Genomic DNA, 15519 nt, shown 5'->3' with positions numbered 1-15519 from the left:
GTCAGATGGTTCGATTAAATGTTAATCCGACACGAATGGAATTGACACGACTCAAAAAACAATTGACGACTGCAACAAGAGGACACAAATTGTTGAAGGATAAGCAGGATGAATTGATGCGTCAATTCATCCTACTGATCCGTAAGAACAATGAACTGCGCCAAGTAGTAGAAAAAGAAATGACAGCAGCTATGAGCGATTTTGTCCTTTCGAAAGCTTCATTACCTGAAGCCTTCATTGATGAATTGTTTGTACTACCGGCTGAAAATGTCGAGTTAGCTGTTATCGAAAAAAACATTATGAGCGTCAAAGTACCGATCATGAATTTTGAATATGACGAACAGCTAGGCGAAGCACCGGTGGATTATGGCTATTTGAATTCCAATGCAGAATTAGACCGTTCGATCGATCGTTTTACCTCATTTCTGCCTAAGCTCCTTGAGTTGACAGAGATCGAGAAAACCTGTCAACTGATGGCCGGTGAGATCGAAAAAACACGGCGCAGAGTGAATGCGTTAGAGTACATGACGATTCCACAATTAGAAGAAACGATCTATTATATCAAGATGAAGTTAGAAGAAAATGAACGTGCGGAAGTTACTCGCTTGATCAAAGTGAAAAATATGGGGAACGCTGATTAGCTAAGTCATCTGAGCAAATTAGTAACGTTGTTCGTTCATCCGAGCTACAGTTCTAAGCTCCGAAGAATAGGCCGTAAATTTCGAAAAATATCTTTAACTAATTTCGGATGTTTATGGCTTATTATATGGAGTTTTTTTTTGTAGAACTCATTTGAGCGTTCCTATTGTTTGTTCGAAAGCATGTGTATCAAACGAACAGGTATAAGGGAGGAAAAAGACTCAAATTCTTTGCTGGAAGAAGAAAAACAGGGTAAGATAAGGGATGAAAAGAAAGCGAGCGTTTGGCGGACTTACTTTTACATCCGTGAGAGCAATAGCTACTTCATTTGTTCGTTGCGAAGGTAGCTAACGGTCTTAGAGGAGTGATTCGAATGAAACAGAGGATAACAAAACAACTGTCACCAGTTCAATTGATTGCTGTTGGCTTTTTTCTTTTGATCTTAGTTGGTGGCAGTTTACTTACTTTGCCTTTCTTTAGTAAAAGTGGCGAACCGACGAATTATATTGATGCATTATTTACTGCAACTTCAGCCGTCTGTGTCACTGGCTTGACTACATTGAACACTGCGGCGCATTGGAATGAAGCCGGTCAGTTTCTGATCATGGTTTTGATCGAGATCGGTGGTTTAGGTTTTATGATGATCCCCATTATTTTCTTTGCAGTAGCGAAGAAAAAAGTCAGCTTTAGTATGCGGATCTTACTAAAAGAAGCATTGAATCTTGAAATCATGTCAGGTGTTATGAGTTTGATGCTCTATATCTTGAAATTCGCAATGGTCATCCAAGGGCTGGGAGCACTTGCCTTGAGTTTTACATTTGTGCCGACTTACGGATGGACAAAAGGGATTTGGTACAGCATCTTCCATGCCGTATCAAGTTTTTGTAATGCTGGGTTTGATTTGTTAGGGGATAGCTTAGCAAATGATCAGCCAAACATCTATCTCTTAATGGTGGTCTCTGCGCTGATCATTGCTGGTGGGTTAGGTTTCATTGTTTGGCGGGATCTACTTAGTTATCATAAAGTAAAGAAAATCACTCTCCACTCAAAAATTGCATTGATTGTCACTGGTGGCTTATTGGTGGGCGGTTTTATCGTCTTTTTCTTTACCGAACAAAATGCGATCCATCTAGTTGAAGGAACTTATCTTGAACGTTTAGCAAATACGTTCTTCATGAGTGTCACACCAAGAACAGCTGGTTACTACTCCATCGACTATTTACAAATGAGTCATGCCGGCTTGATGTTGACAATGATCTTGATGTATATCGGTGGAACATCCGGTTCAACAGCAGGTGGGTTAAAGACCACTACTTTGGGCATCCTATTGATTCAAATGCATGCGACATTTAACGGGAAAACCAGAGCTGAAGCTTTCGGACGAACTATTCGCCCAGCAGCAGTACTTCGCGCACTGACATTGTTTTTCGTTACATTGTCTTTATGTATGTTGGCGATCATGGTCTTGTCTGTGACTGAGACGATCCCAGAAACTTCAGGCATCGAATATATTGCTTTTGAAGTGTTCTCAGCTTTTGGAACAGTTGGGTTGACAATGGGGTTGACGCCAGATCTGACAGAAGTCGGGAAACTGATCATCATGTCATTGATGTATATCGGACGTGTAGGGATTTTAACCGTCTTTTTCTCTATTCTTGTAAAAGGAAATCAAGTAGGGACGAAGTACAAATATCCAGAAGAGAGCGTATTGATCGGTTAACAGTAAGTGGTTTTAAGAACAGAAAAAAACAGAGGAAGTTGACACGCGGTGTTCACATCCTCTGTTTTTTAGTATTGCTCTATTTATTTTGTACGAATGACTTCGATTTTGTAACCATCAGGATCGACAACGAAGTAATAAGACGGAGCTGTTCCTGGCAGTCCTTTCAAGTCAGTCACGTTGAAGCCTGCTGCTTGATGTTTTTCATGAAGTGCTTCTAAGTCTTCAACTGAAATAGCGATATGACCGTAGCCGTTTCCTAAATCATAGCCTTCATGATCATAGTTGTAAGTCAACTCTAATTCGTAATCATCTCCTGGTAAAGTCAAGTAAACCAGCGTGAACTTGTTTTCTGGAAAATCGCGACGACGACTTTCTTCAAAGCCGAATGCTGTTTGATAGAATTTTAAAGAAGCGTCAAGATCTTTAACGCGGACGCAAGTGTGAGCCATTTTCATAAGTATATCTTCCTTTCTTTTTTACATTTTCCACATTATCATATCAAAAATTTCAAGTACGCTATGGGTTTGTGCTTGTTTATGAGAAAACTCTCATGTAGAATAGAAAGAAAAAGATGAAGGGACAATACCTATGGAAAACCCAATGTTTGGCGAAAAAGACGAGTCTGCAAATTACCAAGACCGTTACGCAGCGTATATCATTGTCGAAACACATGGGAAAATCGCAATGATCGAAGCGCCAAATGGTGCCTTTTTTTTGCCAGGCGGTGAAAAAGAGGGACAGGAAACAAATGAAGAAGCGATTTCTCGTGAATTACTGGAGGAAATGGGGATCAGCGCAGAGATTTCTTGTTATCTAGGGGAAGCAGCGGAATATTTTTACTCAAACCATCGAAAAACTTACTTCCACAATCCTGGCTATTTTTATGTAGCAAAGAGTTGGCAAAAGGTAGGGGAACCAACCGAAAAAGACCAATCGATCTGGTGGGTCACTCCTGAAACTGCCTTAGAAAAATTAAAACGAGGAAGTCATCGTTGGGCAGTGGAAAAATGGTTAGCGATGAAGCAAAATTGAACAAAAAAACAGCTCATAAGAAAGAGCCGATACTTCGGACTTTAAAATGAGCTGTTTTTATTCATTACTTTTACAAGACATATTTTTTGATTGCTTCAGCCACACCGTGTTCATCGTTGGTTGCAGTAACCACATTAGCCGCTTCTTTTATCAACGGAACGGCATTTCCCATCGCCACGCCTAATCCAGCGTATTCGATCATCGACAAATCATTTTCGTTGTCACCGATTGCCATGATCTCCTCTTGTTTGATTCCTAGATGTTGGGCTAAGTTAGCAACAGCAGCGCCTTTACTAGCTTCTTTGTTCAAGATCTCAAAGTAGAAAGGTGAACTCTTGACAGTTGTATATTTTTCGCGGAAAGTTTGTGGTAAACGAGCGATGGCCGCATCTAGGATCGCTGGTTCATCGATCATCATCATCTTCACGATACTCATATCAGGTGTCATTTCATCAGCTGTCCGATATTTCAATGGCATGTTGACTAAAAAAGCTTCATGGACAGTATAGGGACTGATATCACGATTCGTTGTATAGATCGTTTGATCATCGATCGAATGCAAATGACTCCCCACACGTCTGGCCATGACTTCGATCTCCAAGAAATCTTCATAAGTCAAGCCATGACGAGCAATGATCTTGCCAGATTTTGTTTGCTGGACTAACGCACCGTTATAAGTGATCACATAATCGTTGTCTTGGTATAATCCCAATTCATTCAATTGGTTTTTGACTCCTGGAAGCGGACGACCTGTACATAGTACGATTGCCACGTTTTTTTCCACAGCGCTTGCAATTGCTTCTTTTACTTCTTGTGTGATTTCTCTTTTTTCGTTTAACAGGGTGCCATCGATATCGATAGCGACTAATTTGATAGACATAAAATTCTCCTTAGTTAGTTTATTTCTTCAATCAATGCGCCATTATGGATATGACGCGCAAATTCTTGGTAGGTTTCATCAAAAAGATCATAGTGATTACGCAAGGTAGGATCGACCATTTCTTTCGGAAAGAAGAAGCGTTCATCTCCTTGTTCTTGCCCTGCGAGTGCAGCAACTAATTGACTGACCTCTGATAATTCTACCAAAGTTCCGTCATTTCGCAAGATTTCAATTTGTGTGCGATGTCTGCCTTCTTCTGGACGGTAAAAATCATAAGGCAGGTCATAGCTTGAATTGATGGCTGTATAATAGTTTGGATTGTAGCCCACTTTTTCGACCAAAGAGGTCAATTCAGCAATCAGTGGTGAGTAACGATCACCAGAAAACATCGCTGATTTCAATGGTTTACGATTTAAGAAGCGTTTGGCTAAGTCACTAAGGATTGGATCAGATGAATCCGTCCATTGACTGAAACACGTATTCAAGACGCCATCATCCAGCTTTAAGTACTCATCTAAACTAAATGTGCCATCTAAAAATGGCAACAGTAACTGTGAATAACGTGCAAAACTATCATCATCTTGGTGATAAAGTTCATGGGCACGATGCAATAGATGCTCCAAGACGACTTCCATTCCTCGAGAAACTGGATGAAAGTATACTTGAACATACATCTGATAGCGACTGACGATATAATCCTCTACTGCGTGCATCCCATTCATGGAAAAAGCGATTCCACCTTGATAGGGGCGAATCACACGCAAAATCCTTGTCAGATCGAACGTTCCATATTCTGTACCTGTAAAGTAGGCATCACGTAAAAGGTAATCCATACGATCGGCATCGATTTGGCTAGAGATCATTTGGACGACTTGTGGATTTGGATATGTTTTTTGGATCACACTAGCCACTTTCTCAGGAAAACCTTCTTCGACACGATTCAAAATCTGATAGACTTCCGTTTCTGGCGAAGTAATGATCTCTACAGTGATTGCTTCATGATTGGTCTGGAAAATATGTTCAAAGGTATGTGAATAAGGCCCATGGCCAATATCATGGAGTAAGGCGGCACATAAAGTCACGAGACGTTCCCGATCATCCCAACCAGAAGGACCGATTTTTTCAATGGAGAAATTTCTTGAAAAAATGTCACAGATGCGTCGGGAGATTTCGTATACACCGAGTGAATGAGTGAAACGGCTATGCTCTGCGCCATGGAAAGTAAATGACGAAGTACCGAGTTGTTTGATCCGTCGTAATCGCTGGACTTCTTTCGAATTGATCAAGTCTAAAATCACTTGATGTTGCACGTGGATGTAGTTATGCACTGGATCTCTAAAGACTTTTTCCATTGGTAATAGTTTGTATTTATAAGGTGTTGTCATAAGCCAGCTCCTTTAGTGCATTTCGTTGGGTCATACGTTCAATTTGTCCGTGCCATTCATCTGGCGAAACATTCGCTTCTTGCCAAATGTCAGACCCCATAGAAATACTTGTTGGATAAGATGTAGTGAACGATTGGATAAATGAATCTTTTACTTGAGCAACGGTCAACGGTGTATCGAATAACTTTTCTAGTGTCGCCATGCTTGTAGGTGCCACCGCAGGATAGCCGTTTGTACCGAATTGTTCTTTCAATGCTTGTTGATAAAACTGTTGCATCAGTTCGCCTCGTTTTTCTTGATCCCCATTCACGCTCAGATACATCATCACAGAGATCCCGTTTTTGATCCGCCGTTGTGCGATCCCGGCAAATTTTTTACCATTGATACTGAGATCGTAGGTACCAGGACAATAAGAATCTTTGATTTCATAGGCTTCTATTTTGTCTGCATAAACAGGAAAAGCCTGACGAGTAAGAGCGAGCATCTGTTCATATCCTTCATCGATCGAGATCTTGTTCTCATCTTCTTGTGGGAAAATCAACGAGATATTCAAAATCCCTTGGTCTGAAACGATACCTAGTCCACCAGCATTGCGGATCACCGGTGTAAATCCCGCATCTTGGATGACCTTGATCCCTTCAGATAAAAAAGGGGTTCGGGTATCCTTCATACCGAGGATGATCGTCTGTTCATATTGCCAAAAATGTAGAAAAGTTTGTTGATTTTTTTTGGCATACTCTGTTAAAATATCCGTTAAAGCAAACGGAGAAAAATCATTTGTTTGGTAGACTTCTTGATCCAAAATGATGGACGTCATGTACTCAACTCCTATTTAAATCTGCTTGAGCAGCGATTGTTACAACCTCAACTCATTCTAATATACAGGAGTATCACTCCTTCTTTCTTCATTATACTCCAAAATAAGAAAGAAGAGATGAAAAAAGTTATCTGTTCTCTATACCTGTCGGTTGACAAATCAGTGGAAAGTGGGAACAATGTAGCTATGAGAAAAGGAGAATGTCAAATGGAACGATCTGGATTACCGATTTCGATACAATTACGTACAAAAGTGAAACAACAAGGAGAGCAACAAGATTTTTATTTTGATCTGAAAGGACAAATGGTCAAAATTGGCGATACCTTATACATACGCTATAAAGAGATCCAAGAAGGACAAGAAGAAATTCCTGTCACAATCAAGATCATGCCAGATGGTCACGTGCAATTGATCCGTGCTGGTGAAATGCGTATGCGTCTAAAATTTGCCTATCGGGAGCGTCTAGAAACCCATTACCGCACGCCTTATGGAATGATCCAAGTCGACACATACACAAAAGAACTACATGTCAGTCTAAAAGATCGTCCAACGGCTGGCAAAGTCATGATCGATTACGATTTGTTCATGGGTGTCGAAAAAATAGGCGAATATGAGATGGTCTTAGATTTTACTGCATAAATAGCAAAGAAACGTTTGATTTTTTACCTGTGATTTTGTATGATAAGGAGTAGACTGTGAAAGGACGTGTCCTGATTGGAAATTAGTGTATTTGAAGGTGCAAACAAAAACGAATTATCAATGATCGAAGTCGCACACGCGATCTTAGAGCAGCGTGGTGATGTGATGGACTTTTCTGATTTAGCAAATGAGATTCAAACATATCTTGGCAAATCAGATAGTGACATTCGTGATTCACTCGCACAATTTTATACTGACTTAAATATCGACGGTAGCTTTATTTCATTAGGCGACAATCGTTGGGGCTTGCGTTCATGGTATGCCATCGATTCGATCGATGAAGAAGTCAACCATGGAATCGACGAAGAAGACGAGGATACACCACGTCGTCGTAAACGCAAAAAAGTCAATGCCTTTATCAATGATGACGAAGATGCCATCGATTATAACGATGATGACCCAGAAGATACTGATCTGTCTGACGAAGACGATGATGATCTTTTTGAAGATGAAGATGACGATGATGAAGAAATCGCTGCATACAATTCAGACTTACAAGAAATTGGTGCAGATACTGGAGACGACGAAGAAGAAATCCCAGGAAACATCGAAGAAGATCTAAGCATTATCGAAGACGATGACGAAGAAGACGAAGAATTTGAAGACGAAGATTTCCCAGAAGAATAAGTAAGAGAAATCACAAAAAACTGCAAGTTACTTGTAAAAGTAGCCTTGCAGTTTTTTTGTATTAGAATAAAAGAAAAAGTCCTAGAGAGTAAGGCAGAACGTCAACTAGAAACCAAAAGTGTTTCTCCTTAAGGATGAAGGCATATTTTTGTGGTTTATAGAAATGTTTCAGAGAAAAGCATTAGGTGATGTCAGCGAATCTTTTTTCATTTGTTGTAAAAAAGAGTATGATGAAAGTGAAACTGAGACATGACAATCAAATATAAAAGGAGACGATCGATATGTTAGATGATCAATTAAAATGTCCCAATTGTCAGACCAAATTCTATTATAATGAAGTACGTCACATTGTGAAGCATCGAGAAAAAGAAATGCCGATCCGCTGTCCTGAATGCAATGAAGTAGTCGAACGGAAACTTTCTCATGGCTATTTCGTGACATACAAAGAAACAGATTTTTCAAAGTTGGATCAAGAAGTGGAGGAAACACCGAAGCAATACAAAAGCTTGAAAACCGGTGCGGTGATCAGTGCAGATGAATACCGGGAAATGATTGAACGTCATGATTTATCTTTAAACGGACCAATGAGTTCGGAATTGATGGGCGGTATGAACTATTTTATTGAAAATGAAGCCTTGAACAACGAAGAAAGTTACGAAGATTATGTTCCTTATGATTGATAAAAAATGAAAGAGAGTGGGACAATAATCCTCTCGCACCATTTAAAATCGAATAAACCGCGGAAACAGAAGTAACTCTTCGAAAAATAAGTCGCCGTCCACCAAAATTTGAAAAATAATTTTCGTGGATGGTGCTTTATTTCTCGTGGTCAAACACTGCTGTAGTGACTTCTTGAGGAAACAGGTTATAGAATCAAGTCGGAAAATAAAAAACGATTGTTTTTTATAAAAACTCTTTGCTTCATTGGCTATTTCTGATTATGATTATAGATAGAAGAATAACAAATAAATAGGAGTAATCAATGAAAAAGTCAATACGAATAAAAGTAATCGGTTTTCTTGTGATTTTATTTGGGTTGTTTCTCTTGGTCCATTCATCACCAAAAGAGCAAACCTCTTTGAATCTTTCAACGAAAAATGAAGAAAATACATATCGTACAATGTCCAGTAAGTTGGATTTTCAGCAACTGCTTCGTGTCATTTCGAGAGAATATCAACTAACCGAAGAAGAAGCTAAAAAACAGCTCGGCTATACTGAGCAAATGGTGCAAAGCGCAATACATAATGGGGCAATCTACCGTATCTTTTCTCAAAACATAACTGTCAACAGAGTATACCAACCAAATTTATTGTTATACTGTGAAACGAGCGAAAGTGGAAATTTCCGAGCAATCAAGTCAATTTTATCCGTTCAGTTGAAATCCGCTGATCAAGGATTGGAAAAACATTTTACAGGGGATGTATTTGCTTATTTAGAGGACCCTAACCGAATATTTTATCTCATCAATGGTGATTTTTATGATCAAAAAACAGCCACTTTAAGAAACGGTTTAACGCTTCGTCAAGGTGAGGGTGTGACAGAGCGCTATACTCCTGGACCTTTAACGAATCATTTCTACTATAGTTACATAGAAGATTGGTTTACTTTTTGAAATCCCATGAAGAAATCAAAAAAAGCAGTTTTCCTAGATAGGAAAACCGCTTTTTTTCTTAGAAATTTGAAAGCAAAATCTTCACAAATATGCTAAGATAACAATAGACGCGTCCTGAGGGAATCGAACCCCCGTCTCAAGAACCGGAATCTTACGTGATATCCACTACACTAAGGACGCAAGCACTGCAACAATTGTATCGAAATCAAAAATAAATTACAAGGGGAATGGACAAAAAAATGAAATTTGAACAAAATTTTTCACAAAAACAACAACAAACACAAAAACTTGCCATGACACAACAGCTCCAACAGTCCATCCAAGTCTTGCAGTATAACAGCGAAGAGCTACTGGCTTTTGTTGAAAATCAGGCGTTGGAAAACCCCTTAGTAGAAGTGATCGAACCGGATTGGCAACCCGATTACCAAAAACGTAATGCCAGTTATGAGGGAGAAGAGACGAGCTACTTGAATCAAATTCCTGATACAACAGGCTCACTTTTTGAATCATTGATCGAACAAGTCCATTTGAATTACCGAGATACTTTCTTACGTAAGTTGATTTTATATTTGATCGAATATATCGACCTGAATGGTTTTTTGACTATTTCTTTAGAAGACGCCATCCAACAAACGAATGCGACACCGATCCAAATGCTTGACGCATTGACGCTGATCCAGCAGTTAGAGCCAGCAGGTGTTGGGGCGCGAAGTTTACAAGAATGTTTGATGTTACAAACCGAAAGAGACGATTATGCGCCCGAATTGGCTTACATCGTCTTGGAAGAATGGTTTGATCAATTAGTCGAACGCAAATGGAAAGAGATCGCCCAACATTTTGCGATTCCATTAAGCGATGTACAACGGATCTTTGACTATATCCAAACCCTTAGTCCAAGTCCTGGACGAGTCTTTGACCATAGTAGCGGTTTGTATATCATTCCCGATGTCAAAGTTGTCGTAATAGGTGAAGAAGTCCAAGTCATCTCAAATCGAGGCAACCAGCCGAATGTACGTTTTCAAGAAGCCTATTTTCAACAGATGCAAAAAAAAGCAGATAAAGAGACTCAAGCCTATTTGAACGAACGAAAACAAGAATTTGAATGGCTGCAAAAAACGATTTTGCAACGCGGTGATACGATCATGCGCGTGGCGCAAATCATTGTTTCTCGGCAAAAAGAATTCTTTACAAATGTCGCACGACCGATCCGCCCATTGACCTTAAAAGAAGTCGCAGAAGAAATCGACGTCCACGAATCAACGGTCAGTCGAGCAGTCAATGGCAAGTATCTTGAAACCGATTTTGGTGTCTTCGAATTGAAAAAGTTCTTTACGACAAGACTCCAACCTACAAATGCAGAGAGTACTGAAGACCTATCAGCAGATACCGCAAAGAAAAAAGTCCAAGAACTAGTGGATGCGGAAGATAAAAGCAAACCATTATCTGACCAAAAATTAGTAGAACTACTGAAAAATGACAAAATTTCGATTTCTCGACGAACAGTCGCCAAATATCGTGAATTGTTAGGAATCCCTAGTTCATCGAAAAGAAAACGGTATGATAGATAATTGAATGAAAGACTGGAAGAATCTTAAACATTTTTCTAGTCTTTTTTTGTTGATAAATACGGACAAAACTGTTAGACTATGTCATGTGAGGTTGAGATTTTCCTAGTAGAAAACGTGCAAGTTGGAAAGTCCGATTTATTTTTTTAGATCACATGGGTCGTTTTGAGTCTACATTGGACGAAAAATGTCCAACTAAGGAGATCGCTATGTTAGATGAATTGAAACTGATTGAAGCTGTTGCGCCAGACATCATGGATGTTTTGCAAGAACGCTATAAGATTTTGCGCAATATTTACTGGATGCAGCCAATTGGTCGTCGTAGTTTATCGGAAAGCATGGGCATGACCGAACGTGTCTTACGAACAGAAACGGATCTGCTCAAACAACTTGAACTGATCAACGCCTCTAAAAGTGGTATGACGCTGACGAAAAAAGGAGAGGAAGTCTATCAAAGCCTCGAAGGCTTTATGGACCAACTTTTAGGAATGCATCAGATTGAAATGAAACTATCTGAGTATTTTGGAAACCAGCGCTGTATCGTTGTTTCTGGAAACAGTGAACAACAACCAAAAGTAGCAGATGCTTTTGGCGAAGCCTTAGACGAATCACTGAATCTACTACTTCCTGAAGGTGATAATATCATCGCAGTCATGGGAGGAACGACGATGGCGATCGTTGCAGAGCAATTGACTAGCTTAGAAAACAGCAAGCGCCATAATTTGTTTGTTCCTGCGCGAGGTGGGATCGGTGAGGCGATTACTGTACAAGCGAACTCAGTCAGTGCTAGAATGGCTACAAAGGCAAATGGAAAACACCGAGCACTATATGTGCCGGAACAATTAAGCTTGGCTACTTACAATTCATTACTCAATGAGCCGTCTATACAAGAAGTTTTAAACTTGATAAGTCAGGCAAATTGTGTTATTCATAGTATTGGACGGGCGTTGCATATGGCAGCGCGACGAAAGATGAATGAAGAAGAATTGCTGATGTTGAAACAAGCCAATGCCGTTGCGGAATCTTTTGGCTATTTCTTCAATGAAAAAGGAGAAGTCGTTTATAAAGTCCCACGAATCGGCATCGAATTAAAAGACTTAGCTAAAGTCCCGATCATTCTTGCGGTTGCAGGAGGGAAAGCCAAAGCCAAAGCAATTCGAGCGTATATGAATAATGCACCAAAACAAACGTGGCTCATCACAGATGAAGCCGCTGCTAATGAGATTTTAAAAGGGGTATCCCTTTAAAATAAATATTTTTTTGATTTTCATAAGGAGGAAATCTTAAATGACAGTTAAAGTAGGTATTAATGGTTTTGGACGTATTGGACGTCTAGCGTTCCGTCGTATCCAAGATGTAGATGGAATCGAAGTAGTAGCAATCAACGATTTGACAGATGCTAAAATGTTGGCACACTTGTTAAAATACGATACAACTCAAGGACGTTTCAACGGAACAGTTGAAGTTCACGAAGGTTCATTCAACGTAAACGGAAAAGAAGTTAAAGTATTAGCTAACCGTAACCCTGAAGAATTACCTTGGGGCGAACTAGGCGTAGACATCGTTCTAGAATGTACTGGTTTCTTCACTTCAAAATCAGCTGCTGAAAAACATTTAACAGCTGGTGCTAAACGTGTTGTTATCTCAGCTCCTGGTGGAGACGATGTACCAACAATCGTTTACAACACAAACCATGAAACATTAACTGGTAAAGAAACAGTTATCTCTGGTGCTTCATGTACAACTAACTGTTTAGCTCCTATGGCTAAAACATTGAATGACAAATTTGGTGTTGTTGAAGGATTAATGACAACTATCCACGCTTACACAGGTGACCAAATGACTCTTGACGGACCTCATCCTAAAGGTGACTTCCGCCGTGCACGCGCTGCTGCTGCAAACATCGTTCCTAACTCAACAGGTGCTGCTAAAGCAATCGGTTTAGTAATCCCTGAATTGAACGGTAAATTAGACGGAGCTGCTCAACGTGTACCAATCGCAACTGGTTCATTAACAGAATTAGTTACAGTTCTTGATAAAAACGTAACAGTTGATGAAGTAAATGCTGCAATGGAAGAAGTAGCTAACGAATCTTACGGTTACAACACAGACGAAATCGTTTCTTCAGATATCGTTGGTATGACTTACGGTTCATTATTTGATGCTACTCAAACAAAAGTAATGACTGTTGGGGACAAACAATTAGTTAAAACTGTTGCTTGGTACGACAACGAAATGTCATACACTGCACAATTAGTACGTACTTTAGAATACTTCGCTAACTTATAAGATAAATCGTACAAGTGTAACCTATATCCATGTACACTTAAAAGCGGGGAAGCAATCGCGCTTCTCCGCTTTTTTTGATAAGATGTTTATTTTAGGAGGAAATCAAATGGCTAAGAAAACAGTCAAAGATATTGATTTAAAAGATAAAAAAGTCCTTGTCCGTGTTGACTTCAACGTTCCTTTGAAAGACGGCGTCATCACTGATGATACACGTATCAAAGCTGCGTTACCAACAATCAATTATGTGTTGGAGCAAGGCGGAAAAGCGATTCTTTTCTCTCACCTTGGACGTGTGAAAACAGAAGAAGACAAAGAAGGAAAATCTTTGGCACCAGTTGCAAAACGTTTAGGCGAATTGCTAGGTAAAGAAGTAACTTTCGTTCCTGAAACTCGTGGTTCAGAATTAGAAACAGCAATTGCTGACATGAAAGACGGAGACGTAGTTGTTTTTGAAAACACTCGTTTTGAAGACATCGACGGCAAAAAAGAAAGCAAAAATGATGCTGACCTAGGTAAATACTGGGCTTCTTTAGGCGATGTATTTGTCAATGATGCATTTGGTACGGCTCACCGTGCGCATGCTTCAAACGTAGGGATCGCTTCAACAGGTATCCCAACAGTTGCTGGATTCTTGATGGATAAAGAAATCAAGTTCATCGGCGAAGCAGTTGAAGAACCAAAACGTCCGATGATCGCGATCTTAGGTGGAGCGAAAGTTTCAGATAAAATCGGTGTCATCGAAAACTTGATTCCTAAAGCAGACAAAATCTTGATCGGCGGCGGAATGACTTACACATTCTACGAAGCAAAAGGCATCAAGATCGGTAACTCTTTAGTTGAAGCAGATAAAGTAGCTTTAGCAAAAGAATTGATCGAAAAAGCAGGCGACAAATTAGTTTTACCAATCGACAATGTTTGTGCCCCTGAATTTTCAAATGATGTAGAAACACAAGTCATCGAAGGAGATATTCCTGAAGGCTTGATGGCATTAGACATCGGTCCTGCTTCAGTTAAATTATTTGCTGATACATTACAAGGTGCGAAAACAGTTGTATGGAACGGACCAATGGGTGTATTCGAAATGAGTAACTTCGCTAAAGGTACGATCGGTGTTTGTGAAGCAATCGCTAACCTTGAAGATGCTACAACGATCATCGGTGGCGGTGACTCAGCAGCTGCTGCGGAACAATTAGGTTTTGCAGACAAATTCACTCACATCTCAACAGGTGGCGGTGCAAGCTTAGAGTTGCTTGAAGGGAAAGAATTACCTGGACTAGCTGCAATCAACGACAAATAAGCATAAAATCAACGAATAAATAAAATGGTGAGAGGACCATCTACAGATTGCTCAAATCTGTAGTCCTCTTACATTCTGAATAGGAGTGCATATCATGCGTAAACCAATTATCGCTGGTAACTGGAAAATGAACAAAACTGCATCTGAAGCAAAAGCTTTTGCAGAAGCAGTAAAAAACAAGATCCCTTCAAATGATAAAGTAGATTCAGTGATTGGATCTCCTGCATTATTCTTACAAGAATTAATGGCTTCAGCTGAAGGTACAGAATTGAAAATCGCTGCACAAAACTCTTACTGGGAAAACTCAGGTGCATTCACTGGTGAAACATCACCAGCAGCTTTAGCTGATCTAGGTGTACAATATGTGATCATCGGTCACTCTGAGCGTCGTGAATACTTCCACGAAACTGACGAAGATATCAACAAAAAAGCGAAAGCAATCTTCGCAAACGGTATGATCCCAATTCTTTGCTGTGGTGAGTCATTAGAAACATATGAAGCAGGCAAAACTGCTGAGTGGATCGAAGGACAAATCACTGCTGGTCTTGAAGGCTTAACAGAAGGTCAAGTAAGTAATCTAGTTATTGCTTACGAACCAATCTGGGCAATCGGTACAGGTAAATCAGCAGATGCTGAAATCGCTGACGAAATCTGTGGCGTGGTACGTCAAACAGTTGAAAAACTTTACGGCAAAGAAGTATCAGAAGCAGTTCGTATCCAATACGGTGGTTCTGTAAAACCTGAGAACATTGCTGAGTATATGGCAAAAGAAAATGTGGATGGCGCATTAGTTGGCGGAGCTAGCTTAGAAGCGGATTCATTCTTAGCATTACTTGATGCTGTAAAATAATTATTGAAAATTTGTGAAAAATGCAAGAAATGTTTGCACAAAGACACAAAATTAACTAAAATCGTATATGAGGGAAATCCCTTAGGAAAAAACCAAACTCAAAG

Annotated in this window: 16 protein-coding genes and 1 tRNA gene; 12 read left to right on the top strand and 5 right to left on the bottom strand. The window is 39.8% G+C overall.

Features of this window, described 5'->3' with window-relative positions; translation table 11 throughout:
- Positions 1-5: 5 nt before the first annotated feature.
- Both IGJ49_RS10525 and IGJ49_RS10520 read left to right on the top strand, forming a co-directional pair.
- Positions 6-641 carry a V-type ATP synthase subunit D gene (locus IGJ49_RS10525; protein WP_349519961.1) on the top strand — a complete coding sequence of 212 codons (636 nt, stop codon included), beginning with the start codon at positions 6-8 and terminating at the stop codon, positions 639-641.
- Between the two features lie 371 nt (positions 642-1012).
- Positions 1013-2359 carry a TrkH family potassium uptake protein gene (locus tag IGJ49_RS10520; RefSeq protein WP_019723165.1) on the top strand — a complete coding sequence of 449 codons (1347 nt, stop codon included), beginning with the start codon at positions 1013-1015 and terminating at the stop codon, positions 2357-2359.
- 83 nt (positions 2360-2442) lie between these two features.
- Here IGJ49_RS10520 and gloA read toward each other — a convergent pair whose 3' ends face one another.
- Positions 2443-2817 (bottom strand): lactoylglutathione lyase, encoded by a 375-nt coding sequence (gene gloA / locus IGJ49_RS10515; RefSeq protein ID WP_010734851.1) that lies wholly within the window; start codon positions 2815-2817, stop codon positions 2443-2445.
- A gap of 133 nt (positions 2818-2950) precedes the next feature.
- Here gloA and IGJ49_RS10510 point away from each other — a divergent pair, with 133 nt between their 5' ends.
- A complete protein-coding gene (locus tag IGJ49_RS10510) occupies positions 2951-3394 on the top strand; it encodes an NUDIX hydrolase (RefSeq protein WP_023520053.1) in 444 nt (147 codons plus the stop codon).
- A 70-nt stretch (positions 3395-3464) separates the two neighbouring features.
- Here the strand turns inward: IGJ49_RS10510 and yidA are convergent, their stop codons facing one another.
- From yidA to IGJ49_RS10495, 3 genes are read right to left on the bottom strand one after another with little or no spacing between them, the layout of a single operon-like run.
- Complete coding sequence (yidA, locus tag IGJ49_RS10505; protein WP_010734853.1) at positions 3465-4274, bottom strand: sugar-phosphatase; 810 nt, start codon at positions 4272-4274, stop codon at positions 3465-3467.
- A 14-nt stretch (positions 4275-4288) separates the two neighbouring features.
- Complete coding sequence (locus IGJ49_RS10500; protein ID WP_096081645.1) at positions 4289-5659, bottom strand: HD domain-containing protein; 1371 nt, start codon at positions 5657-5659, stop codon at positions 4289-4291.
- Complete coding sequence (locus tag IGJ49_RS10495; RefSeq protein WP_224434140.1) at positions 5643-6476, bottom strand: lipoate--protein ligase family protein; 834 nt, start codon at positions 6474-6476, stop codon at positions 5643-5645. Before IGJ49_RS10495 ends, IGJ49_RS10500 begins: the two co-directional genes overlap by 17 nt.
- A gap of 207 nt (positions 6477-6683) precedes the next feature.
- Between IGJ49_RS10495 and IGJ49_RS10490 the strand changes: the two genes are divergently transcribed.
- From IGJ49_RS10490 to IGJ49_RS10475, 4 genes are all read left to right on the top strand, one after another.
- Complete coding sequence (locus IGJ49_RS10490) at positions 6684-7115, top strand: DUF1934 domain-containing protein (protein WP_010734856.1); 432 nt, start codon at positions 6684-6686, stop codon at positions 7113-7115.
- A gap of 75 nt (positions 7116-7190) precedes the next feature.
- On the top strand, positions 7191-7802 hold the full coding sequence (rpoE, locus tag IGJ49_RS10485) for a DNA-directed RNA polymerase subunit delta (RefSeq protein WP_019723160.1): 612 nt from the start codon (positions 7191-7193) through the stop codon (positions 7800-7802).
- Between the two features lie 281 nt (positions 7803-8083).
- Positions 8084-8482, top strand: coding sequence for a hypothetical protein (locus IGJ49_RS10480; protein ID WP_010734858.1), 399 nt, complete (start codon positions 8084-8086; stop codon positions 8480-8482).
- Positions 8483-8784: 302 nt separating this feature from the next.
- Positions 8785-9414: a hypothetical protein gene (locus IGJ49_RS10475; protein WP_019724552.1), complete on the top strand. Its 630-nt coding sequence runs from the start codon at positions 8785-8787 to the stop codon at positions 9412-9414.
- A 108-nt stretch (positions 9415-9522) separates the two neighbouring features.
- Here IGJ49_RS10475 and IGJ49_RS10470 read toward each other — a convergent pair.
- Positions 9523-9594, bottom strand: a tRNA-Arg gene (locus IGJ49_RS10470).
- A gap of 59 nt (positions 9595-9653) precedes the next feature.
- Here IGJ49_RS10470 and rpoN point away from each other — a divergent pair.
- The 5 genes from rpoN to tpiA all read left to right on the top strand — a co-directional run bounded on the left by rpoN (position 9654) and on the right by tpiA (position 15415).
- On the top strand, positions 9654-10982 hold the full coding sequence (gene rpoN / locus IGJ49_RS10465; RefSeq protein WP_438723374.1) for an RNA polymerase factor sigma-54: 1329 nt from the start codon (positions 9654-9656) through the stop codon (positions 10980-10982).
- 152 nt (positions 10983-11134) lie between these two features.
- Positions 11135-12226 carry a sugar-binding transcriptional regulator gene (locus tag IGJ49_RS10460; RefSeq protein ID WP_171844984.1) on the top strand — a complete coding sequence of 364 codons (1092 nt, stop codon included), beginning with the start codon at positions 11135-11137 and terminating at the stop codon, positions 12224-12226.
- A gap of 40 nt (positions 12227-12266) precedes the next feature.
- Entirely contained in the window at positions 12267-13268 is a 1002-nt protein-coding gene (gap, locus tag IGJ49_RS10455) for a type I glyceraldehyde-3-phosphate dehydrogenase (protein ID WP_438723373.1), read from the top strand.
- Between the two features lie 106 nt (positions 13269-13374).
- Positions 13375-14565 (top strand): phosphoglycerate kinase, encoded by a 1191-nt coding sequence (locus IGJ49_RS10450; protein WP_010734863.1) that lies wholly within the window; start codon positions 13375-13377, stop codon positions 14563-14565.
- A gap of 94 nt (positions 14566-14659) precedes the next feature.
- Positions 14660-15415, top strand: coding sequence for a triose-phosphate isomerase (gene tpiA, locus IGJ49_RS10445; RefSeq protein ID WP_010734864.1), 756 nt, complete (start codon positions 14660-14662; stop codon positions 15413-15415).
- Positions 15416-15519 lie beyond the last annotated feature (104 nt).

The sequence above is a fragment of the Enterococcus sp. AZ171 genome, from assembly GCF_051714005.1.
Classification (GTDB): Bacteria; Bacillota; Bacilli; order Lactobacillales; family Enterococcaceae; genus Enterococcus_B; species Enterococcus_B pernyi.
This window is presented reverse-complemented; position numbering and strand designations above follow the sequence as displayed.